Origin of the sequence: Frateuria sp. GZRe14 (assembly GCF_051900395.1) — a bacterium.
GTDB lineage: Bacteria > Pseudomonadota > Gammaproteobacteria > Xanthomonadales > Rhodanobacteraceae > Frateuria_A > Frateuria_A edaphi.
Map to the genome: position 1 here is coordinate 534,970 of NZ_JBHZGJ010000001.1, position 20,662 is coordinate 555,631.

The following is a 20,662-nucleotide window of genomic DNA, read 5'->3' on the forward strand; positions in this document are numbered from 1 at the left end:
CTACCACGATGCCTGCGAGTCTATGCCGATGGCGCAGGCGCGTCACGGTGACCGGTTCAGGCGCGTTGCAGCCAATGCACCAGCGTCAGCGCGTCTTCCGGGGCGATGGCGATGATGCGGTAGCCGACCCACACCTGGCCGGCGTTGGCTGCCTGGTGCCATTGCTCCTGGAGACCGAGTTCGATCGCCGCGGGACCTTGCCGTGCATCGGCCAACGGCAGACGTACCTGGAACACCGCCTCGCTGCGCGGGCGTTCGGGAGCGATCAGCAGGACGCCGCTGGCCGACAGGTTGCACAGGTGACCCAGCGGCCGCGCGCTGATGGTGTCGGTCACCAGCGGCGAGGCGGCCGCGCGCTTGCGCGGCGCGCGACGCTGCTCGAACGGAATGACCTGGGCGGTCATGCGCGTGCGGTCGGGCGCTGCAGGCTGCCAGTGAGGGCGCGCCAGGCGCGGTCGAACAGCCCGTCGCGCGGCGTTACCTGTTCACGCACCCGGCCGCTGGCGATGGCCGCGGCCAGCTCGCGCAGGTTCATCTCGGTCGCGCGCTGGCCACGCCGGTTGACGAACAGCGTGTTGCCCGACAGGGGCGAAAACCAGGCCAGTTTGCGCCGCTCGATGGCGCCGGTCTGCGGATCGATGAATTCGAACCAGCTGCCGAAGGGCAGTTGCCGCAGGCGGTTGTGGATGCGCGCTTCCTGCGGGCCGAGCGGGGCCTCGGGCGTTTGCGGGGCCGTCGGACGCGGTTCCTGCCCACGCTGTTCGCCCAGCCGCTGGCGTTGCTTCAGGCGCAGGGCCAGGTCGGTCGCGCTGGGCGGCTCGGCGGCCAACACATAGGCGGCCAGCGCGGGCATGTCCGCGACGCTCGGAGCCTCAGCAGGGGTGCCGGCCGGTTCGAACGACTTGCCGGGAGCGGCCTCGCCACCGATCAGCCGTTGAGCCACCTGCTCCGCTTCCTCGGCCTGCATGCCGATCTGTTGCAGGTGGTCTTCCACTGCCAGGCGCAGCCCAAGCGAGTCGTCCACCGGCAGCCGGCCCAGCAGCTGGTCGGTCAGGCGCAGCCGTTCGTTGAAGGCGTCGCTGTCCTCCCCGTGGCGCAATAACGCCAGTGCCAACACATCGGACCAGGCACGGTCGAGCAGGGCTCGCAACAGGCCGCGCGGTGTGGTTTCGGCAAAGCGTGCTGCCAGCACTTCGGCTGCGCGCTCGCGTGCCTGGTGCAGGCGCTCGCGGCCCTGCATGGCTTCGACCTGGCGTCGTTCGGTGACCTGCGCCTTGCGGCTGAGCTGGGCGAGATGGTGGCGGATGTCCGCCAGCAGGCTGGTGTACAACCCGGCGCTGGGCGCTTCGCGCTGTGCGCGGGCCACCAGCCGGCTGAGCTGTGTGGCGAGGTCGGGATCGATGTCCTTGCCGTCGCCCCAGTCGTTGGTCGCTTCGGCCAGGGTGCCAAGCAGGTGGCGGGCAGGATGCTCGGCCTGCTCGAAGAAGCCGCGATCGCTCATCGCCACGCGCAGGATCGGCACCTGCAGGTCACCCAGCAGGGCGGTCGCGCCTGGGCCGGGATGAAGCTGTTGGCCAAGTTGCTCGAACAGCCGCGCGACCAGTTCCACCGTGTCGTCCTGCTCGGGGCTCAGGCCGGTGCGGGCGGCGCCGGCGGGCTTGCCCGCATTGAGGTGGGCCAGCAATTCCTCGCGCAGGCGCTGTGCGCTGCGCAATTCGCGACTGGCGCGGTCGGTCACCTGGGCCAGGTGCTGCTGCAGGGCGCCGAGGGCCGCCTCCAGCTCCGCCGAACTGGCGGCGTGGCCGGTGGCCACCTTTGCCTCGCTGGCGCGCTGGCGCGACAGCAGGTCGCGCAGGTTCTCCAGCACGGCGATCGGTTCGTGGCCGGCGGCCGGCGCGGACCTGGCGGGCTCGAGTGTGGATGCCGGTGCCTTCATCGATGGCGGCGCCGGTGGCGCGTTGGCCGGTCGCGCACCGGCGAAGGCGCGCAGGTGAGGCAGGATGCCGTCCGTCACCAGATGCGCGTTGGCAGCTTCGTAGAGCGCCGGAAGGACCGGCGCCAGCTTGCGCTCCAGCGCCTGCACCAGCAGGACCTGGTGGTCCGCCGGCAGGTCCAGCGCCGGGATGGCATGGCGCACCGCGGCCGCCAGGTTCGGCGGCGAGGTGGGGAGCGCCTGGCCTTCCAGCGGCGGCGCGCCGACCAATACGGCCATGCGATAGGAGAGTTCGGCCAGCACCGGGCCGGTGTGGGCTTCGCCGCGGGAAATCAGTTGTTCCAGCGCGGCGTTGAGTTCGTGTTCCTCGCGCCCGAGCAGGCTCAGCGAGGCCACGGGGTTGGGGGTACCGCCGGTTTCGTCTGCTTCGCCGAGACGGGCGAAGCTGCCGGCGACGTGCTCGGCAATCCGACGCAGGAACGCCGAACGATTGCAGCGGACCATCGCCCGGCTGTCGAAGCAGCGCTGTTGTTCGAGATGGCCGCGTGAGCGCTCGGCCTGCTGGTAGAGGCTCTCGTCGAGTGCGTCGAGCGCATCGACCAGCGCGGGCTCCAGGCGCCTGCTGCAGAGCCCATGCAGAGCCGCCACCAGGCGCTGGACGCGCATGGGCATCTGCTGCAGGGTGGCCGGGCCGTCCAATCCGTGCATGGCCGCTGGGTGCTGCCTTTGCTCGACATCCATGACGCAGTTCTCGGATTTTTGACGTTCGTCAGTGTATGCGCCCGCGGTCCGGTCCGCCATAGGCCGGGTTTCACCCGCGAATCAGGCCAGGAAAAGCTCGATCAAATCGTTGAGGAACCGCTGGCCGAGCAGGGAAGGCTGCAGCCGGCCGGGCGTGTCCTGCAGCCAGCCGCGGGCCTGGGCCTGGGCCAGGGCAGGGGCGATGCGATCCGCGGACAGCCCGGTCCGCTGGGCGAATGCTTCCTGCGGCACGCCCTGGTAGAGGCGCAGGGCGTTGAGCATGTATTCAAAAGGCAGCTCGGCCGGCTCGACCGGCCCGCTGCCGCCGATGCGCGCGGGGCCGCCTGCGGCGTCCAGATAGGTGCGCGGATGGCGGCTTTTCCAGCGCCGCATGACGGCGCCGGCGGCCGCGTCGGTGATCTTGCCGTGCGCGCCGGCGCCGATGCCGAAGTAGTCGCCGAACTCCCAGTAGTTGAGGTTGTGCCGGCAGCGGCGGTCGGTCCGCGCGTAGGCGGACACCTCGTACTGACCGTAACCGGCCTCGGCCAGGCGTGCTTCGCAGGCCTCCTGCATGGCCCAGGCGGAATCGTCGTCGGGCAGCGGCGGCGGGCTGGCGGCGAAGGCCGTGTTGGGTTCGAGCGTGAGCTGGTAGTGCGAGACGTGTGTCGGCGCCAGCGCGATCGCGCGCTCGACGTCAGCCAGCGCGCCTTCCAGCGATTGCTGCGGCAGCGCGTACATCAGGTCCAGGTTGAGGTTGGCGTAGCCGGCGGCCTGCGCCGACTTCACCGCCGCCTCGGCCTCGCTCGCCGAATGGATGCGGCCCAGCCGCTTCAGCTTGTCGTCGTCGAAGCTCTGGATCCCGAAGGAGAGCCGGTTGACGCCCGCGGCCAGGTAACCGTCGAAGCGGCCGTGTTCGACCGTGCCGGGGTTGGTCTCCAGCGTGATCTCGCAGTCCTCCACGAACGGCAACCGCGCGCGGGCCCCCTCCAGGAAACGGGCGATGTGTTCGGGTGCGAACAGGCTGGGCGTGCCGCCGCCGAAGAACACGCTGACGATCGGGCGGCCTTCGACGGCGGCGCCGAAATCGGCCAGGTCCGCGTCCAGGTCCGCCAGCAGCGTGTCGACATAAGCCGCATACGGCGGCGGTTCGCCGCGCACGCCGTGCGAGTTGAAGTCGCAGTACGGGCACTTCTTCACGCACCAGGGCATGTGCACGTACAGCGCCAGCGGGGGCGCGACCAGTGGCATGGCTAATGCTGCGCGTCGAGCTGGGCGTGCAGCTGGGCCAGCGCCTGGCCGCGGTGGCTCAGGCGGTTTTTGAGCGTCGGGTCGAGCTCGGCCGCGGATAACGACTGGCCGCCCGGCAGGAACACCGGGTCGTAGCCGAAGCCGCGGTCGCCACGCTCGGCGTCCAGCACGCGGCCGTGCCAGCGGCCCTCGGCGATCAGCGGAGCAGGGTCGTCGGCGTGGCGCAGCAGCACCAGCACGCAGATGAAGAAGGCGCCGCGCCGCTCGGCAGGCACGCCGTCGAGCGCGTGCAGCAGCTTGGCGCGGTTGGCTGCGGCGTCGCCATGGCTGCCTGCATAACGCGCCGAGAACAGGCCGGGGGCGCCGTCCAGGTGTTCCACGCACAGGCCGGAGTCATCGGCCAGCGCCGGCAGCCGGGTGATGCGGGCAGCGTGGCGCGCCTTCAACAGCGCGTTTTCGACAAACGTGGTGCCGGTTTCCTCGATGTCGAGCACGCCCAGGCTGCCCTGGGTCACCACCTCGAAACCGCTGCCGGCGAGCAGGCCCTCGAACTCGGCGAGCTTGCCGCGGTTGCCGCTGGCGAGCACCAGGCGCCGCACGGATCAGCCCTCCGCCAGCGCCGCGCGCTGTGCCGCGACCAGTTCGGCGATGCCCTTCTCGGCCAGCGCCAGCATGGCGTCCATCTCGTCACGGCGGAACGCGTGGCCCTCGGCGGTACCCTGCACTTCGATGAAGCCGCCGCCGTCGTTCATCACCACGTTCATGTCGGTATCGCAAGCCGAATCCTCGGCGTAGTCCAGATCCAGCACCGGCACGCCCTGGTAAACGCCGACCGATACCGCGGCCACCGCGCCGATGATCGGGCTGCGCTTGAGGTTCTCGCGCCGCATCAGGAAATTGACCGCGTCGACCAGTGCTACGTAAGCGCCGGTGATCGCCGCGGTGCGCGTGCCGCCGTCGGCCTGGATCACGTCGCAGTCGAGCGTGATGACGCGCTCGCCCAGCGCCTGCCGGTTGACACAGGCACGCAGCGAGCGGCCGATCAACCGCTGGATCTCCAGCGTGCGTCCGCCCTGCGAACCACGCGCGGCTTCGCGCTGGGTGCGCGTGCCGGTGGCGCGCGGCAGCATGCCGTACTCGGCGGTGACCCAGCCCTCGCCCTTGCCGCGCAGCCACGGCGGCACGCGGTCCTCGATGCTGGCGGTGCACAGCACGCGGGTGTCGCCGAAGCTCACCAGCACCGAGCCCTCGGCATGGCGGGTGTAGTGGCGTTGCAGGGTCACCGGACGCAGCTGGTCGCTGGCGCGGCCGCTCGGGCGGGTCATGGTCATGCGAGGGGCCTGGGTTGGGCAAGGCGGGAGGCGAGAGTTTACCATTGCCGCTTTCCACCGACCGCAAGGGCTCGACGCATGATCCGCAGCATGACGGCCTACGCCAGCGCCGAAACCCAGGGCCCCGCGGGCACGCTCAGCTGCGAGCTGCGCACCGTCAACCACCGTTACCTGGAACTCAGCCCGCGCCTGCCCGAGGAGCTGCGCAGCTTCGAGTCGGCACTGCGCGAGCGCGTGGCGGGGCGGCTGTCGCGCGGCAAGGTCGACCTGACCGTGCGCCTGCGCGGCAACGAGGCGCGCGGCGAGTCGCTGGAGGTCGACGAAGTGACCCTCGGCCGCCTGGCGACTCTGAACCGGGAACTGGCCGGACGCTTTCCGGGCATGCAGGTGCAGCTGACCGAGCTGTTGCGCTTTCCCGGCGTGCTGCGCCAGACCGAGGCCGATCCCGAGGCCCAGCAGGCGGCGCTGTTCGAGGTGCTCGACCGCGCGCTCGATGCGCTCAGCGCCACCCGCGAGCGCGAGGGTGCCCAGTTGGAAGCGATCCTGCGCGACAAACTCGATGCGATCGACCGCATCGTCGGCCAGGTGCGCGAGTGGATGCCGGAAATCCGCACCGCACTGCGCGCCCGCCTGGAGGCGCGGCTGGCCGACCTCAAGCAGCCCGCGGACCCCGGCCGGCTGGAGCAGGAGCTGGTGATGCAGATCACCCGCAGCGACGTCGACGAGGAACTCGATCGCCTGGCCACCCACGTGGCCGAGACCCGCCGCGTGCTGGGCCTGAAGGAACCGGTCGGGCGCCGCCTGGACTTCCTGATGCAGGAGTTCAATCGGGAGGCCAACACGCTCGGTTCCAAGTCGGTCGATGCGCGTTCGACCAACGCCGCGGTGGAACTGAAGGTGCTGATCGAGCAGATGCGCGAGCAGGTGCAGAACATCGAATGAGCGCGCCCATGGCCGGCACACTGTTCATCGTCGCCGCGCCGTCGGGTGCGGGCAAATCCACGCTCGTCAACGCGCTGCTGGAACGCGAGCCGACGATCTCGCTGTCGATCTCCCATACCACGCGGCCGCCGCGGGTGGGCGAGGAGTACGGGCGCCACTATTATTTCGTCGAGCGCGGCGAGTTCGAGCGGCAGATCGCCGCCGGCACCTTCCTCGAACATGCCGAAGTGCACGGCAATTTCTACGGCACCTCGGTCGCGACGGTGCAGGATCTGCTGGACCAGGGCCGCGACGTGCTGCTGGAGATCGACTGGCAGGGTGCCGCGCAGATCCGCCGCGCCAAGCCCGACTGCGTGAGCGTGTTCATCCTGCCGCCCTCGCGCGCCGAGCTGGAGCGGCGGTTGCGCGGGCGCGGGTCGGATGCGCCGGAAGTGATTGAGCGGCGCCTGCACAACTCGCGCGAGGAGATCGCCCACGCCCACGAGTTCGACTACATCGTGGTCAACGACGGGTTCGACGAGGCGTTGGGCGACCTGCGGGCGATCGTGCGGGCGGTGCGTCATCGCAGTGAGCTGCAGTGGCAGCGGCACGAGGCGTTGATTGCCGAACTGCTGGCCTGAAAGCTTCCTTCTCCCTCCGGGAAACGAATAGGCGCCAGGGCCGCGCGGAGCGGAAATTACCGGGATCGCGCGAACGGTCTTCCAGGCGAGGCCCGACCCCTCACCCCAGCCCTTTTCCCGGAAGGCAGCGGGGCGCTGGGCGCGCGGCTTGGCCTGCATCCGACGCTCGGCTACCTTAGTCCGCTTATGACCGCCCCCGCCGCCCTTCCCGAACCGCTGGTGCGCATCCGTGGCCTGACCACGGTGCTCAACGGCAAGACCATCTTCGATGCGCTGGACATGGACATCCCGCGCGGCAAGGTGACGGCCATCATGGGCCCCAGTGGCACCGGCAAGACCACGCTGCTCAAGCACATCACCGGACAGATGCGCGGCGACAGCGGCCAGGTGCTGGTCGACGGACAGAACGTGCCGGGGCTTTCGCGCGAGAAGCTGTTCGGGCTGCGCGAGAAGATCGGCTACCTGTTCCAGAACTCGGCGCTGCTGACCGACTTCGACGTGTTCGAGAACGTCGCCTTCCCGCTGCGCCAGCACACGAAGCTGCCGGAAGTGCTGATCCGCAACATCGTGCTGACCAAGCTGCAGGCGGTGGGCCTGCGCGGCGCCGCGGGCCTGATGCCGGCCGAGCTCTCCGGCGGCATGGCGCGGCGCGTGGCGCTGGCGCGGGCGATCGTGTTCGATCCGATGCTGATCCTCTACGACGAGCCCTTCGTCGGCCTGGATCCGATCGCGCTGAGCCAGGTGCTCAAGCTCATCCGCACGCTCAACGAAACGCTCGGCATCACCAGCGTGCTGGTGGCGCACGAGCTGGACGCGATCAAGCAGGTGGCCGACCTGGTCTATCTGATCGCCAACGGCAAGGTGGTGGCGCAGGGCGACCCCAAGACCATCGCCGGCGATGGTTCGCCCTGGACCCGCCAGTTCTTCGGCGGCGACATCGACGGTCCGGTGCCGTTCCAGTACCCCGCCGGCGACTACGCGCAGGCGCTGGGCCTGGCCGGAGACAAGGCATGAGCGCGCAGCCGCAACGCAACGTGATCCTCAACGCGCTGGCGCAGATCGGCGAAGCCGGCCTGTTCCTGCTGACCCTGCTGGCGGCGGTGCCGCGCAGCATGAAGCACGCGCGCGAGACGGTGCGCCAGCTGTGGTTCGTCGGTGCGATGAGCCTGACCATCATCATGGTCTGCGGCCTGTTCGTCGGCATGGTGCTGGGGTTGCAGCTCTACTACGTGCTGTCGATCTTCGGCGGCACCGCGGCCAGCGGCACGGTGGTGGCGATCGCGATCTACCGCGAGCTCGGCCCGGTGGTCACCGCGCTGCTGTTCGCCGGTCGCGCCGGCACCTCCATCACGGCCGAGATCGGCCTGATGCGCGCGACCGACCAGTTGGCCGCGATGGAGATGATGGCGGTCGACCCGATCGCGTACGTCGCCGTACCGCGTTACCTCGCCGGGCTGATCGCGATGCCGCTGCTTTGCGCGGTGTTCTGCGCGCTGGGCATCTTCGGCGGCCACCTGGTCGGCGTGACCTGGCTGGGCATCGACAATGGCACGTTCTGGTCGAACATGACCGCCACCGTCGACGTGTGGAAGGACGTGGTCAACGGCATCCTGGTCAAGAGCCTTGCCTTCGGCGCGGTGGTCTCGCTGATTGCCGTCTACCAGGGCTACACCACGCCGCCGACGAGCGAGGGCGTGGCCTACGCCACTACCCGCACCGTGGTCGCCTCGTCCATCGCGATCCTTGCGCTGGACTTCGTGCTGACCGCCTTTTTGATGTGATTCCCTGAGGACCTGAGCCGTGAGCCAGAGACATTCCTACGCCGTGGGCACCGGCCTGTTCATCGTGCTCGGCTTTGCCGCGCTGGCTTACCTGGCGACGCAGACCACCTCGGTGGCCAATACGCACCAGGGCGCGAGCTACACCGTCGAGGCGCACTTCGCCAACATCGGACAGCTCAAGGAGCGCGCACCGGTGAAGATCGCCGGCGTGCGCGTGGGCCAGGTGAGCTCGATCGTGCTCGATCCGAAGCAGGAAGCCGCCGACGTCAAGCTGTCCATCGACCAGGCGTACAGCCACATTCCGGATGACTCGATAGCGACGATCTTCACCAGCGGCCTGCTCGGCGACCAGTATGTGGGCATCCAGTACGGCAATTCGACGAAGGATCTGGCCGACGGTGGCACGCTGGCACGCACCAAGCCCGCGCAGCAGCTGGAGGAGATGCTCGGCAAGTTCTTCGGCGCCGGCGGCGTGGCAGACAACCTGGGCGGCAGCTACACGGTGAAGGCGCGCTTCAGCAACGTCGGGACGCTCTCGGTCGGTGCCCCGGTGAAGATGGCCGGCGTGGCGATCGGCAGCGTGGCCGCGGTGCACGCCGATCCGGTGAAACTGGACGCCGAAGTGGAGTTGTCGATCGACAAGAAGTACGACCAGATTCCCGACGATTCGGCCGCTGCAGTGTTCACCAGCGGTTTGATCGGCACCCAGTACGTTGCGATCCAGCCCGGCGGCTCGCCGGAGTTCCTGAAGAACGGCGACGAAATGGTGCTGACCCAGTCGGCGATGCAGCTGGAAGACCTGATCGGCAAATTCCTGGTCAACGGCTCGCCCGCCGAGAAGAAGGACGCCGCCAACGAATCCCCCGCCGGCAAGCAATGAGCCGGTATCCCACAAGGAGTTTCCCCATGTTGCGCACTCTGGCTTTCGCCATGGCCATCGCGTTCGGCACCGTGGCCGCCTCGCCCGTGCTCGCCCAGGACGCGGCCGCACAGGCGCCGGCTTCCCAGCAGAACCCCGAGCAGGTGGTGCAGGAGATTGCCCACCAGCTGGACACCACCATCGCCGGTCACCGGGACGAGCTGAAGAACGACAAGGAAAAGTTGATCTCGGTGATCGACGACGTCTTCCTGCCGCACTTCGACATCGATTACGCCTCGATCCTGGTGCTTGGCCGCCACGCCCGCGAGGCCACGCCCGAGCAGCGCGAACGCTTTGCCAAGGCGTTCTACAACTCGATCACTCACCGTTACGCCGAAGGCCTGCTCAACTACACCAAGGGCGCGGTGCAGGTGCTGCCGTTCAATGGCGACCTGAACGACAAGCGCACCGTGGTGCGCACCCAGGTGGTGCTGGACGACGGCAAGAAGCTCTCGGTCGACTACGCCTTCCGCAAGAGCAAGAACGGCGACTGGAAGGCGTACGACGTGATCATCGAGGGCATCTCCTACGTCACCAACTACCGCAACCAGGTCGACGCGGAGATCCGCAAGGTCGGCATCGAGAAGCTGATCGCCAACCTCGAGAACCAGGGCGAGAAGGCGCTGGAGTCGATGGACAAGGACAGCAAGGCCCCGTGAGCGTGCCCGCCTTCCAGCTCCATCGCGAGATGCCGGGCACGCTCGGCGTCAGCGGCGTGCTGAGCTTCGACACCGCCGCCGCCGCGCTGCAGGCGATCGGCGCGGCGCTGGTGGCCGCGCCGGTGACCCGGCTGGACCTGGCCGGCATCGAGCGCGCCGACAGCGCGGGCCTGGCCTGCGTGCTGGCGGCCCAGGCCGAGGCCCGTCGGCTCGGCCGCGAGCTGGTCGTGGAGAACATGCCCGCCGGCATGCGCGCGCTGGCGCAGGTGTGCGAGGTGGAGGCACTGGTCGACTGAGCTTGCGGTGCAGGCATGAAAAAGGGGCCCGCAGGCCCCTTTTTGTGCGCTCAAACCAGGCGCCGAAACCGGTCGAGCCGGTTACGGGTGCTTCTGATCGTCGGCCGGATGCTTGTTCTCCCACTGGTGCTGCTCGTCCAGCAACTGCTCCGGGTCGAAGTTGTCGTCGTTCAGGCCCTGCATCTGCTGGATGACCTCGGCCGGCGGGTTGCCGTCGTAGATCTGGTACAGGCGCCGCTGGCGGTACGCGTCGCGCATGAACACGTACGGGTCGTACGCCGACTCCAGGAAGCTCTCCGCATCGATGCCGCGCGAGCGCAGGGTCACCAGGTACATCATCTGCGGCAGGAACTGCTGGCCGTACTTGTAGTCGTGGTTGTGCGCGTAGATCGACAGCGGATCGAAGAAATAGCTGTCCACCGGCATGCGCCACACGTCGCGCACGGTGGTCGGCCCGATCAGCGGCAGCACCAGGTAATCGCCATCGGGCACGCCCCAACGCGCCAGGGTTACGCCGAAATCGTTGTCTTCCAGCGGAATGCCGAGCTGGCTGGCCGGGTCGAAAAAGCCGCCCAGGCCCAGCGTCAGGTTGACCAGGAAACGTCCGGTGCTCTGCAGCGCCTGTTTCGGCCGCGCCTGCAGAAGGTCGTTGGCGACCGTGATCGGCATGCGGATGTTGGTAAAGAAGTCGCTGACCGAACGTCGCACCGGCGGGTTCGTGACCTTGCGATAGCCCACCGCCACCGGGCGGATCACCGCCTGGTCCACCGTGTTGTTGAACGTGTAGACCTTGCGGTTGAACTTCTCCAGCGGATCGTCGGTACGCGGCTTGGCAATGGTGCAACCGGCCAGCAGGGCCAGGGCAGCCAGCGGCAACAGGCGGCTGGGCGAGAAACGGGGCAGGGAAAGCATCGGCTGAAGGGATCCGCTACGGGCACCACAAAAGTGTACCGCCTGGTTTTATATTTTTGCAGTCAGGCGGATCGGCGCCGGTCGGTCGGCGATCGAACCGCGCATGATACGCGCATGCCGCATTGCCAGCCAAGCCGGCGCTCGGCTACACTTGCCGGTCTCTAAGTTGCCTTTGTGCTTGAGGATTTCGCATGGCCCGCATTACCGTGGAAGATTGCCTCGAGGTGGTCGACAACCGCTTCGAGCTGGTGCTGATGGCGACCAAGCGCGCCCGCCAGCTGGAGAAGGGCGCCGAGCCGGCGGTCCATCCGGATCACGACAAGCCGACCGTGCTTGCCCTGCGCGAGATCGCCGATCGCCGCATCGACCAGGCCACCATCGACGAGATCGACAAGGCCGAGCGCGAGCGCGCCGAGCGCGAGGCGCTGGAGTGGGCCGCGGCCGAGGTCGACGACGACCTTTCCAAGGGCGGCGACGACTGATGCACGCCGGCGGCTGCCGCTCGCGCAGTCGCCTTGCCGGCATCGCCGGCGCCTTCGCCACACCTGGCCATAACCCGCACGGAAGCACTGTCTGAACGGGGATCGCGAACCCATGACGGCGACCACGCCTTCCGCTCCCGTGGACCCGTCCGTGCTGCCCCCCTACGTGCTGGCGCTCAAGGAGCGCGTTGCCTATCTCCCGGAAGCCCAGGTGGCGCGCGTGCTGCGCGCCTACGAGGTGGGCGCGCATGCGCACCGCGGCCAGGAGCGCAAGAGCGGCGAGCCGTACATCACCCATCCGGTCGCGGTCGCCGGCATCCTGGCGGAGCTCGGCTTGGACGCCGAGACCATCATTTCGGCGATCCTCCACGACACGCTGGAAGACACCGAGCTCAGCCGCGAGGAAATCACGGCGGAGTTCGGCGACGTCGTGGCCGATCTGGTCGATGGTGTCACCAAGCTGGACAAGATGCGTTTCTCCAGTCGCCAGGAGGCCGACGCGGAAAGTTTCCGCAAGATGCTGTTGGCGATGGCGCGCGACATCCGCGTGATCCTGATCAAGCTTGCCGATCGCCTGCACAACATGCGTACGCTCGGCGCCAAGGAGCCGTCCGCGCGCCGGCGCATCGCCCGCGAGACGCTGGAGATCTATGCGCCGATCGCCCAGCGCCTGGGCATGAACAAGTTCAAGGCGGAGCTGCAGGACCTGGGCTTTCGCGCGCTTTACCCGGATCGCTACCGCGTCATCAGCGAGCGTATCCGCGCCGCGCTTGGCAACCGCCGCGAAGTGATGAGCAAGATCGAGCACGCGCTCGCCACCCGGCTGGCCGCCGAGCACCTGCCGGCCAAAGTGGTGGGGCGCATCAAGTCGCCGTGGAGCATCTATTCGAAGATGCGCAACGAGCACAAGAGCTTCGCCCAGCTGATGGACGTGTATGGCTTCCGCGTGGTGGTCGACACCGCGATGAGCTGCTACATGGCGCTGGGCGCGGTCCATTCGCTCTACAGCCCGGTCGACCGCCGCTTCAAGGATTTCATCGCGATCCCCAAGGCCAACGGCTACCAGTCGCTGCACACCGTGCTGCTGGGGCCATTTGGCGCGCCGATCGAGGTGCAGGTGCGCACGGCCGAGATGGATTCGGTGGCCGAGCGGGGCGTGGCCGCGCACTGGGCCTACAAGACCGATTCGGGCCCGGCCAACAGCGCGCAGGCACGCGCGCGCGAATGGCTCTCCGCGCTGGCCGACAGCCAGGCGCACACGCCTTCGTCGGCCGAGTTCATCGAGAACGTCAAGATCGACCTGTTCCCGGACGAGGTCTACCTGTTCACGCCGCGCGGCGACATCCTGGCGCTGCCGCGCAACTCCACCGCGCTCGACTTCGCCTACGCCGTGCACACCGATGTCGGTGACCACGCGGTCGCCGCGCGGGTGGACAAGAAGCTGCTGCCGCTGCGCACGCGGCTGGAGTCGGGCCAACTGGTGGAAATCATCACCGCGCCCTCGGCGGTACCCAATCCGGCCTGGCTCGAGTTCGTGGTCACCGGCAAGGCGCGCACCGCGATCCGGCAGTACCTCAAGCACCTGCAGCACGAGGACGCGGTGGACTTCGGCCATCGCATGCTCGACCGCGCGCTGGACGCACTGGGCACCAACATCGACGCGATTCCCGCCAAGGTGCTCGAACGCTTTCTTGAAGAGGCCAAGCTGCGCCGGCTGGAAGAGCTGCTGGCCGACATCGCGCTGGGCAACCGCATGCCCGATCAGGTCGCGCATCATCTGGTCGCGTTGCGTGGTGGCGGTCGCCCGACCGAGGCGCCGCACACGCACGAAAACATACGCATCACCGGTGCCGAGCGCGGCGTGCTGAGCTTCGGCAACTGCTGCCACCCGCTGCCGGGCGACGAGATCATCGGCTATCTGTCTTCGGGCAAGGGCATCGTCGTGCATCGCGTGGAATGCCCCAACGTGGCCGAGTTCCGCAAGTCGCCCGCGCGCTGCGTGGGAATCGAATGGGATCGTGACGTGCAGGGCGATTACCGCGCGGAACTTCGCATCGAAGTCATCAACCGCCCGGGCGTGCTCGCCACCGTGGCCGCCGCCATCGCCGCGGCCGACTCCAACATCGAGAACGTCGAATACGTCGAGCGTGACGCTGCCGCGGCCACCCTGCTGTTCGCGATGGAAGTGAAGAACCGCAAGCACCTGGCCGACGTGATCCGTCGCGTGCGGCGCACTGGCGTAGTGAGCGGGGCCTACCGTTATCCGCTGTAACGCGTAGGGCGGGCTTCCGCCCATCGACCGCCTCGCGCGATGGCCGCTGGGCCGAAGCCTGCCCACTCGCCGGCCACCCCGCACCGCTCTAGACTTGGCCTTCCCCCTCTACAAGGCCACGCCATGTCCCGCAGCATCGTCTCCACCGGCCAGGCTCCCGCCGCCATCGGTCCCTATTCGCAAGCCGTGCGTGCCGGCAAAACCGTGTACTTTTCCGGCCAGATCCCGCTGGATCCGGCCAGTGGCAACCTGGTCGAGGGCGACATCAGCGCGCAGACCCGCCGCGTGTTCGACAACCTCACGGCAGTAGCCAAGGCGGCCGGCGGCTCGCTGTCGCAGTTCGTGCGGGTGGGTATCTACGTCACCGACCTTGCCAACTTCGCCGCCGTCAATGCCGTGATGGCCGAGTATTTCCAGCAGCCGTACCCGGCGCGTTCCACCATCGAGGTGTCGGCGCTGCCCAAGGGCGCGCAGGTGGAAGTCGACGCGATCATGGTCATGGATTGATCCATCGGTCGCATTGCGCCGCGGACTGACCGCCCGGCGCGGCCTGCACCGACATCACCCTGCTGCATCCTGGCGGGGCGCTGGGCTAGGCTAGCGACTCATGCCCGCCCGCAGCGCCAGCGTCGCCACCCCGCCTGCCGCCGATCCCGGCCTGTCGCCGGTCGGTGCGCTGCCGGGCGTCGGTCCGGCGCTGGCCGCCACGCTTGCCAGGCTCGGGCTGGAGCGTGTGCAGGACCTTTGGTTCCACCTGCCGCTGCGCTACGAAGACAAGACCCGCGTGACCGCCATTGGCGACCTGCGGCCTGGCGAACGCGCGCAGGTGCTGGGCATAGTGGAAGCGGTCGAGCGCGGCTTCCGCTACCGGCCGCAGTTGAAGGTCGCGATCGGCGACGATTCGCGCCAGACCCTGCTGCTGCGCTTCTTCCACTTCAACCGCGCGCAGGCCGAGCAGCTCAAGCCTGGCCAGAAGCTGTTGTGCTACGGCGAGGTACGCCATGGCGCCCAGGGCCTGGAGATGGTGCATCCGCAGTATCAGCGCGTGGGCGAGGACCAGGCCGTGGCGGTGGACGAGCGACTGAGCCCGATCTATCCCACCACCGAGGGGCTGGGTCAGAAGCGGCTGGTCGGCGTGATCGACAAGGCGCTGGCGTTGCTGCCGCCGGATGCGGCGCTGGAGCTGATTCCACCGTCGCTGTGCGCGACGCACGGGCTGACCTCGCTGCGCGATGCGCTGCTCTATGCACACCGCCCTCCACCGGATGCGCCGCTGACGGACCTCGTCAACGGCCGCCACCCGGCGCAGCAGCGGCTCGCTTTCGAGGAGCTGCTGTCCCAGCACCTGAGCCTCAAGCGCATGCGCGCGGCCGTACGCCGTCGGCGAGCGCCGGAGCTGGATGGGGACGGCGAACTGCGCGGCCGCTTTGTCGGCGGCCTGCCGTTCCGGCTCACGGGCGCGCAGCAGCGCGTCACGCACGACGTGCTTGCCGATATCGCGTGCGCCAAGCCGATGCTGCGGCTGGTGCAGGGCGACGTGGGCAGCGGCAAGACCGCGGTCGCCGCGCTGGCGGCGCTGGCTGCCGTGGAAGCGGGCTGGCAAGTGGCGCTGATGGCGCCGACCGAACTGCTTGCCGAGCAGCACCTGCGCAATTTCCGGCACTGGCTGGAGCCGCTGGGCGTCGCGGTGGAATGGCTCGCTGGCAAGCAGCAGGGCAAGGCTCGCGCGCAGGCACTAGCGCGCGTGGCCGCAGGCGCGTCCGTGGTGATCGGCACGCACGCGCTCATGCAGGAAGGCGTGGCATTCGCCCGCCTGGGCCTGGTCATCGTGGACGAGCAGCATCGCTTCGGGGTGCAGCAGCGGCTGGCACTGCGCGACAAGGGGATGGAAGGCGATCTGGTCCCGCACCAGCTGGTGCTCACCGCCACGCCGATCCCGCGAACGCTGGCGATGAGCGCGTACGCGGACCTGGATGTTTCCTCCATCGACGAATTGCCGCCCGGACGCACGCCCGTGCAGACCGTGGCGGTGTCCAATGCGCGCCGCGCCGAGGTCATCGAACGCATCCACGCCGCGTGCGCGGAAGGGCGACAGGCGTACTGGGTGTGCACGCTGATCGAGGAATCCGAGCAGCTGCGCGCGCAGGCGGCCGAGGTGGCGCATGCGGAGCTTTCCGCGACGCTGGAAGGCTGTCGCGTGGGGTTGGTCCACGGGCGGATGAAGCCGAAAGAAAAACAGGCGGTGATGGACGCCTTCAAGGCCGGCGAACTCGCCGTGCTGGTCGCCACCACCGTGATCGAGGTGGGCGTGGACGTGCCCAACGCCAGCCTGATGGTGATCGAGAACAGCGAGCGCCTGGGCCTTGCCCAGTTGCACCAGCTGCGCGGGCGCGTGGGCCGCGGCGCGGTCGCTTCCAATTGCGTGTTGCTGTACCAGCCGCCGCTGGGCCAGCTCGCACGCGAGCGCCTCAATGTGATGCGCGAGACCTGCGACGGCTTCCGCATCGCCGAGAAGGATCTCGAGTTGCGCGGCCCTGGCGAAGTGCTCGGCACGCGCCAGACCGGCCAGCTCGCCTTCCGCATCGCCGATCTTGCGCGTGACGCACACCTGCTGCCGGCAGTGCAGCAGGTCGGCGAAGCGATGTTGCGCCAGCACCCGCGCGCGGCCGAACGGCTGATCGAACGGTGGATTGGCGCCGCTGCGCGCTACGCGCACGCCTGAGGCCTCTTCGGGGGAGCGGTCTGCAGGCGATGCTTATCGGCTTCGCGAAGGAGTGTCGCCACGCGGGCGGGCTTCCGCAAAAATCGAAAGCCCCGATCCCCTAAGCTATGGTTTTGCCGCAGGCTCCGCATGACCCGACCGCAACTCCTGATCGATACCGACCCCGGCGTGGATGACGCGCTGGCTATCCTGATGGCTCATGCGCACGCCGATGTCGCCGGCCTCTCCATTGCGGCGGGCAACGTCGGCCTTGACCACACGGTGCGCAACGCGCGCGTGCTGGTCGATCTGCTCGGCGCCGCGACGCCGGTGTTCCCGGGCTGTGCCACGCCGCTGGTGCGCCTGCCGGAAGAGGATGCCGCCTTCGTGCACGGTCGCGACGGTTTCGGCGACGTGGGCTTTCCGCAGCCCGCGGCCACTGCGGAAGACGAGGCGGCCGCGCTGGCACTGCTGCGGCTGACCCGCGAGCGGCCCGGCGAACTGACCTTGGTCGCGCTGGCGCCGCTGACCAACGTGGCGCTGGCGCTGCGGCTGGACCCGACCCTGCCGCAACGGGTCAAGCGACTGGTGGTGATGGGCGGCGCGGTGACCGGGCAGGGCAATACCAGTCGCGTGCCGGCCGAATTCAACATCGGTTTCGATCCGGAGGCCGCGCACGTGGTGTTCGAAGCGTTCGCGGATTTCGATTTGGTCGACTGGGAGCTGACCCTGCGCCACGCCTTCGACGAGGATGCGTTCGATGGCTGGCTCGCCGCCGGCGACCGGCGCGCGGCGTTTTACGGCAACATTTGCCAGGTGGCTCGCAAGACCAATCGCGAGCGTGGCCGGCGCGGGATCATCGCCGCGGACGCGCTGGCGATGGCCGTAGCAATCGATCCGGCGGTGGTGGTGCGCAGCGAGCGGCGTGCGGTAGCGGTGGAACTTGACGGCCGGCTGACCCGCGGCGCCACCGTGGTTGACTGGGCCGGCCGGTTGGGCCGCCCGGCCAACGCCAACGTGGTGCTGGAACTGGATCAGGATCGGTTCGCGGCGATGGTTCGGCGGGCGCTCGGCGCCAGCTGAAGCGCTCCGCGATATTCGGCCGTTCCCCGTCACCTTGGGTCAAGTTGACCGTGCCGTCACCTGGCAGCTACAATGCCGCTCTTTTCACCCGCCGCTTTGAGCCCGTCATGAAGCCCGATATCCATCCCAACTACCGTCCGGTCGTTTTCCAGGACCTGTCGTCCGAGTTCGCGTTCCTGACGCGTTCGACGATCGCCACCAAGGAAACCGTCAAGTGGGAAGACGGCAACGAGTACCCGCTGGTCAAGGTGGATATCTCCAGCCAGTCGCACCCGTTCTACACCGGCAAGCAGAAGACCCTCGACGTGGGCGGCCGCGTGGACAAGTTCCGCCGCCGTTACGGCCAGAAGTAAGCGAAGGTCGCTGCACGCCCGCCGCCGCGGCGGTGGCGGGTCTGACATTCCAGGACACGGGGCGGGCCACTGGCTCGCCCCGTGTCCTTTTGCGTGTCCGTACGGTCCATCCGCGGGCGGATGTGCGCCGGCCGATGTGCGATAATGCGCCGGTTGCATCGGCCGCTTTCCCCAAGCGCGATGCCATTCCCTTGCCGGGCGGTGCCTTTTCGCGGACGCCTCCGGTACGTCTTTAGAGAAGGAGGTTCCCGTGTCCGATTCCAAGGTCGTCAAGCTCGTCGATGAATCGAGCAACCGCAGCGCCGAGCTGCCCCTGCTGAGCGGCACGCTGGGGCCCTCGTGCATCGACCTTGGCACGCTGTACAAGGACACCGGCCACTTCACGTACGACCCGGGCTTCGGTTCGACCGCCAGCACCAAGAGCGCGATCACCTACATCGACGGCGACAAGGGTGTGCTGCTGTACCGCGGCTATCCGATCGAGCAGCTGGCCGAGAAGTCGACGTTCCTGGAGGTGGCCTACCTGCTGCTCAACGGCGAACTGCCGAAGAAGGACGATTTCGCGTCCTTCGAGCACCAGATCACGCATCACACGATGATGCACGAGTCGCTGAAGAACTTCTTCCAGGGCTTCCACCACGACGCGCACCCGATGGCCATGCTTGCCGCCTCGGTCGCATCGCTCTCGGCGTTCTACCACGACGACCTCAACGTCGATGATCCGGCCGACCGCAAGCTCGCCGCGATTCGCCTGATCGCCAAGATGCCCACGATTGCCGCGGCCTGCTACCGCTATTCGATCGGCTGGCCGTTCCGTTATCCGCGCAACAACCTCGAGTATGTCGAGCGCTTCCTGCACATGATGTTCGAGGTGCCGAGCGAACCGCTGCAGCTCAACCCGGTGGCTGCCAAGGCGCTGGACCTGCTGTTCATCCTGCACGCCGACCACGAGCAGAACGCCTCCACCTCGACCGTCCGCCTGGTCGGTTCGACCGGCGCAAATCCTTATGCTTCGATCGCAGCAGGCATCACTGCGCTGTGGGGTCCCGCGCACGGCGGCGCCAACGAGGCGGTGCTGGAGATGCTGCAGGAGATCGGCACGCCCGATCGGGTCGACACCGCGGTCAAGCGCGCCAAGGACAAGAACGACAACTTCCGCCTGATGGGCTTCGGCCACCGCGTCTACAAGAACTTCGATCCCCGCGCCAAGATCATCCGCGAGATGTGCCACAAGGTGCTCGCCGAGCTGGGCGTCAACGACCCGCTGCTCGACGTGGCGATGAAGCTGGAAGAGGCGGCGCTGAAGGACGACTACTTCGTCGAGCGCAAGCTGTACCCGAACGTCGACTTCTACTCGGGCATCATCTACAAGGCGCTGGGCATTCCGACCGAGATGTTCACCGTGATGTTCGCCATCGCGCGCACGGCCGGCTGGATCTCGCACTGGATCGAACAGCACGAGACCCCGGGTTCGCGCATCGGCCGCCCGCGCCAGATCTATACCGGCGCCGACGTGCGCGATTACACGGCGCTCGACAAGCGCTGATCAAAGCGTTTTGCCGACCCGAAACGCCCCGGCATGCCGGGGCGTTTTTCGTTTGCGTTGACTGGCAGGAGCCCAGCTGTGCACGACCGCGCGGCCGACAGGCACGTGGCGGTCGCGCTCAGGTGCGCTGCGCCGCGATGTGAGGTGCTCAGCGGCGAACCGCGGCCAGCATGCGTTCGAACTCGTCTTCGGCGGTAGGCTCGGCCAGCAATTCCTGGACCGCGCCCAACGAAGCGCGTCGCATCGGCTTCTCGTCGATGCGATCCAGGGGTGCCTGGCGCAAGGCATCGCGCGGCATCACGGTGAGGTCGAAGGGCAGTCCGTCGGCGGCGAACAACAGCACCGGATAGTCGGCCTGCTCCTCGCGATCCAGGCGCAGCCGACGGGTCTGCACTTCCGCCGGCACGCCATGCTCGTGCAGGAACAGCATCACCGCATCGGGATCATCGCTGAATACGTGAAGGCAGACGGCCGAATGCGCGTCCGCCGTGCCCTCGAGCACCGGGCCGACCAGCCGTGGGTCGAAGCGTCCAAGAAAGCGCATCGCCTCCAGCGCGGCTTCGCGCCGTGCCTTCAGCTGCTGCGGCTGGCTGTCCGCGTCGAACAGACGCTGGCGCTCGCGCAGTGCGTCTTCGATTTCCTGGTTGCGCGGCAACGCCTGAGCGTCATGGATGCCCAGCCGCTCGGCGGCCTTGAGCTTGGCGTGGTGGAAGTCGCGAATGCCGTGCTCGCTCATCAGCCGGGCGGCCTCCTGGGCCACGCGCAGCCGGTTGCGCTGCTGGCGGTCCTGGGCATGGATGCGATGGTGATCGCCGCGTGCCATGTCGTTCCTCCGTGGGGCCG

General features: G+C 68.3%; 21 protein-coding genes. 14 read left to right on the plus strand and 7 right to left on the minus strand.

Annotation, left to right across the window (positions count from 1 at the left end; genetic code table 11):
* Nucleotides 1-56: 56 nt before the first annotated feature.
* The 5 genes from ACFWZ1_RS02405 to rph form a co-directional block, all read right to left on the minus strand.
* Nucleotides 57-404: a PilZ domain-containing protein gene (locus ACFWZ1_RS02405; RefSeq protein WP_231323329.1), complete on the minus strand. Its 348-nt coding sequence runs from the start codon at nucleotides 402-404 to the stop codon at nucleotides 57-59.
* On the minus strand, nucleotides 401-2,641 hold the full coding sequence (locus ACFWZ1_RS02410; RefSeq protein WP_439665325.1) for a DUF1631 family protein: 2,241 nt from the start codon (nucleotides 2,639-2,641) through the stop codon (nucleotides 401-403). The genes ACFWZ1_RS02405 and ACFWZ1_RS02410 overlap by 4 nt, the downstream gene beginning before the upstream one ends.
* 114 nt (nucleotides 2,642-2,755) lie before the next feature.
* The gene (gene hemW / locus ACFWZ1_RS02415; RefSeq protein ID WP_439665326.1) at nucleotides 2,756-3,922 is read right to left on the minus strand and encodes a radical SAM family heme chaperone HemW; all 1,167 of its coding nucleotides are present in this window, start codon (nucleotides 3,920-3,922) and stop codon (nucleotides 2,756-2,758) included.
* 2 nt (nucleotides 3,923-3,924) lie between these two features.
* Entirely contained in the window at nucleotides 3,925-4,521 is a 597-nt protein-coding gene (gene rdgB, locus ACFWZ1_RS02420) for an RdgB/HAM1 family non-canonical purine NTP pyrophosphatase (protein ID WP_439665327.1), read from the minus strand.
* Between the two features lie 3 nt (nucleotides 4,522-4,524).
* The gene (gene rph / locus ACFWZ1_RS02425; RefSeq protein ID WP_231323336.1) at nucleotides 4,525-5,253 is read right to left on the minus strand and encodes a ribonuclease PH; all 729 of its coding nucleotides are present in this window, start codon (nucleotides 5,251-5,253) and stop codon (nucleotides 4,525-4,527) included.
* A gap of 78 nt (nucleotides 5,254-5,331) precedes the next feature.
* Between rph and ACFWZ1_RS02430 the strand changes: the two genes are divergently transcribed.
* From ACFWZ1_RS02430 to ACFWZ1_RS02460, 7 genes are all read left to right on the plus strand, one after another.
* Nucleotides 5,332-6,195, plus strand: a complete 864-nt coding sequence (locus ACFWZ1_RS02430) for a YicC/YloC family endoribonuclease (RefSeq protein ID WP_231323338.1) — start codon at nucleotides 5,332-5,334, stop codon at nucleotides 6,193-6,195.
* On the plus strand, nucleotides 6,192-6,815 hold the full coding sequence (gene gmk, locus ACFWZ1_RS02435; RefSeq protein ID WP_439665328.1) for a guanylate kinase: 624 nt from the start codon (nucleotides 6,192-6,194) through the stop codon (nucleotides 6,813-6,815). Before ACFWZ1_RS02430 ends, gmk begins: the two co-directional genes overlap by 4 nt.
* A gap of 186 nt (nucleotides 6,816-7,001) precedes the next feature.
* A complete protein-coding gene (locus tag ACFWZ1_RS02440) occupies nucleotides 7,002-7,829 on the plus strand; it encodes an ABC transporter ATP-binding protein (RefSeq protein ID WP_231323342.1) in 828 nt (275 codons plus the stop codon).
* Nucleotides 7,826-8,596, plus strand: a complete 771-nt coding sequence (gene mlaE / locus ACFWZ1_RS02445; protein ID WP_231323344.1) for a lipid asymmetry maintenance ABC transporter permease subunit MlaE — start codon at nucleotides 7,826-7,828, stop codon at nucleotides 8,594-8,596. The genes ACFWZ1_RS02440 and mlaE overlap by 4 nt, the downstream gene beginning before the upstream one ends.
* Before the next feature lie 19 nt (nucleotides 8,597-8,615).
* Entirely contained in the window at nucleotides 8,616-9,476 is an 861-nt protein-coding gene (gene mlaD, locus ACFWZ1_RS02450; protein WP_439665329.1) for an outer membrane lipid asymmetry maintenance protein MlaD, read from the plus strand.
* 26 nt (nucleotides 9,477-9,502) lie between these two features.
* Nucleotides 9,503-10,174, plus strand: coding sequence for an MlaC/ttg2D family ABC transporter substrate-binding protein (locus tag ACFWZ1_RS02455; protein WP_231323348.1), 672 nt, complete (start codon nucleotides 9,503-9,505; stop codon nucleotides 10,172-10,174).
* Entirely contained in the window at nucleotides 10,171-10,470 is a 300-nt protein-coding gene (locus ACFWZ1_RS02460) for an STAS domain-containing protein (RefSeq protein ID WP_439665330.1), read from the plus strand. The genes ACFWZ1_RS02455 and ACFWZ1_RS02460 overlap by 4 nt, the downstream gene beginning before the upstream one ends.
* Before the next feature lie 81 nt (nucleotides 10,471-10,551).
* Here ACFWZ1_RS02460 and ACFWZ1_RS02465 read toward each other — a convergent pair whose 3' ends face one another.
* Nucleotides 10,552-11,382, minus strand: coding sequence for an MlaA family lipoprotein (locus tag ACFWZ1_RS02465; protein WP_439665331.1), 831 nt, complete (start codon nucleotides 11,380-11,382; stop codon nucleotides 10,552-10,554).
* Nucleotides 11,383-11,573: 191 nt separating this feature from the next.
* Here ACFWZ1_RS02465 and rpoZ point away from each other — a divergent pair, with 191 nt between their 5' ends.
* The 7 genes from rpoZ (at nucleotide 11,574) to ACFWZ1_RS02500 (ending at nucleotide 19,819) form a co-directional block, all read left to right on the plus strand.
* The gene (rpoZ, locus tag ACFWZ1_RS02470) at nucleotides 11,574-11,864 is read left to right on the plus strand and encodes a DNA-directed RNA polymerase subunit omega (protein WP_231323352.1); all 291 of its coding nucleotides are present in this window, start codon (nucleotides 11,574-11,576) and stop codon (nucleotides 11,862-11,864) included.
* 112 nt (nucleotides 11,865-11,976) lie between these two features.
* A complete protein-coding gene (locus tag ACFWZ1_RS02475; protein ID WP_439665332.1) occupies nucleotides 11,977-14,136 on the plus strand; it encodes a RelA/SpoT family protein in 2,160 nt (719 codons plus the stop codon).
* A gap of 123 nt (nucleotides 14,137-14,259) precedes the next feature.
* Nucleotides 14,260-14,643, plus strand: coding sequence for a RidA family protein (locus ACFWZ1_RS02480; RefSeq protein ID WP_439665333.1), 384 nt, complete (start codon nucleotides 14,260-14,262; stop codon nucleotides 14,641-14,643).
* Nucleotides 14,644-14,743: 100 nt separating this feature from the next.
* Complete coding sequence (gene recG, locus ACFWZ1_RS02485; RefSeq protein WP_439665334.1) at nucleotides 14,744-16,858, plus strand: ATP-dependent DNA helicase RecG; 2,115 nt, start codon at nucleotides 14,744-14,746, stop codon at nucleotides 16,856-16,858.
* 129 nt (nucleotides 16,859-16,987) lie between these two features.
* Nucleotides 16,988-17,920, plus strand: a complete 933-nt coding sequence (locus ACFWZ1_RS02490; protein ID WP_439665335.1) for a nucleoside hydrolase — start codon at nucleotides 16,988-16,990, stop codon at nucleotides 17,918-17,920.
* A gap of 107 nt (nucleotides 17,921-18,027) precedes the next feature.
* Nucleotides 18,028-18,273 (plus strand): type B 50S ribosomal protein L31, encoded by a 246-nt coding sequence (locus tag ACFWZ1_RS02495; protein ID WP_231323361.1) that lies wholly within the window; start codon nucleotides 18,028-18,030, stop codon nucleotides 18,271-18,273.
* A gap of 250 nt (nucleotides 18,274-18,523) precedes the next feature.
* A complete protein-coding gene (locus tag ACFWZ1_RS02500) occupies nucleotides 18,524-19,819 on the plus strand; it encodes a citrate synthase (protein ID WP_231323363.1) in 1,296 nt (431 codons plus the stop codon).
* A gap of 148 nt (nucleotides 19,820-19,967) precedes the next feature.
* Here the strand turns inward: ACFWZ1_RS02500 and ACFWZ1_RS02505 are convergent, their stop codons facing one another.
* The gene (locus ACFWZ1_RS02505; protein WP_439665336.1) at nucleotides 19,968-20,642 is read right to left on the minus strand and encodes a hypothetical protein; all 675 of its coding nucleotides are present in this window, start codon (nucleotides 20,640-20,642) and stop codon (nucleotides 19,968-19,970) included.
* Nucleotides 20,643-20,662: the final 20 nt, after the last annotated feature.

Coding starts and splice junctions, on each gene's coding strand:
- ACFWZ1_RS02405 (WP_231323329.1), bottom strand. CDS start 404: ATGACCGCCCAGGTCATTCCGTTCGAGCAGCGTCGCGCGCCGCGCAAG.
- ACFWZ1_RS02410 (WP_439665325.1), bottom strand. CDS start 2,641: ATGCACGGATTGGACGGCCCGGCCACCCTGCAGCAGATGCCCATGCGC.
- hemW (WP_439665326.1), bottom strand. CDS start 3,922: ATGCCACTGGTCGCGCCCCCGCTGGCGCTGTACGTGCACATGCCCTGG.
- rph (WP_231323336.1), bottom strand. CDS start 5,253: ATGACCATGACCCGCCCGAGCGGCCGCGCCAGCGACCAGCTGCGTCCG.
- ACFWZ1_RS02430 (WP_231323338.1), top strand. CDS start 5,332: ATGATCCGCAGCATGACGGCCTACGCCAGCGCCGAAACCCAGGGCCCC.
- gmk (WP_439665328.1), top strand. CDS start 6,192: ATGAGCGCGCCCATGGCCGGCACACTGTTCATCGTCGCCGCGCCGTCG.
- ACFWZ1_RS02440 (WP_231323342.1), top strand. CDS start 7,002: ATGACCGCCCCCGCCGCCCTTCCCGAACCGCTGGTGCGCATCCGTGGC.
- mlaE (WP_231323344.1), top strand. CDS start 7,826: ATGAGCGCGCAGCCGCAACGCAACGTGATCCTCAACGCGCTGGCGCAG.
- ACFWZ1_RS02455 (WP_231323348.1), top strand. CDS start 9,503: ATGTTGCGCACTCTGGCTTTCGCCATGGCCATCGCGTTCGGCACCGTG.
- ACFWZ1_RS02465 (WP_439665331.1), bottom strand. CDS start 11,382: ATGCTTTCCCTGCCCCGTTTCTCGCCCAGCCGCCTGTTGCCGCTGGCT.
- rpoZ (WP_231323352.1), top strand. CDS start 11,574: ATGGCCCGCATTACCGTGGAAGATTGCCTCGAGGTGGTCGACAACCGC.
- ACFWZ1_RS02475 (WP_439665332.1), top strand. CDS start 11,977: ATGACGGCGACCACGCCTTCCGCTCCCGTGGACCCGTCCGTGCTGCCC.
- ACFWZ1_RS02480 (WP_439665333.1), top strand. CDS start 14,260: ATGTCCCGCAGCATCGTCTCCACCGGCCAGGCTCCCGCCGCCATCGGT.
- recG (WP_439665334.1), top strand. CDS start 14,744: ATGCCCGCCCGCAGCGCCAGCGTCGCCACCCCGCCTGCCGCCGATCCC.
- ACFWZ1_RS02490 (WP_439665335.1), top strand. CDS start 16,988: ATGACCCGACCGCAACTCCTGATCGATACCGACCCCGGCGTGGATGAC.
- ACFWZ1_RS02495 (WP_231323361.1), top strand. CDS start 18,028: ATGAAGCCCGATATCCATCCCAACTACCGTCCGGTCGTTTTCCAGGAC.
- ACFWZ1_RS02505 (WP_439665336.1), bottom strand. CDS start 20,642: ATGGCACGCGGCGATCACCATCGCATCCATGCCCAGGACCGCCAGCAG.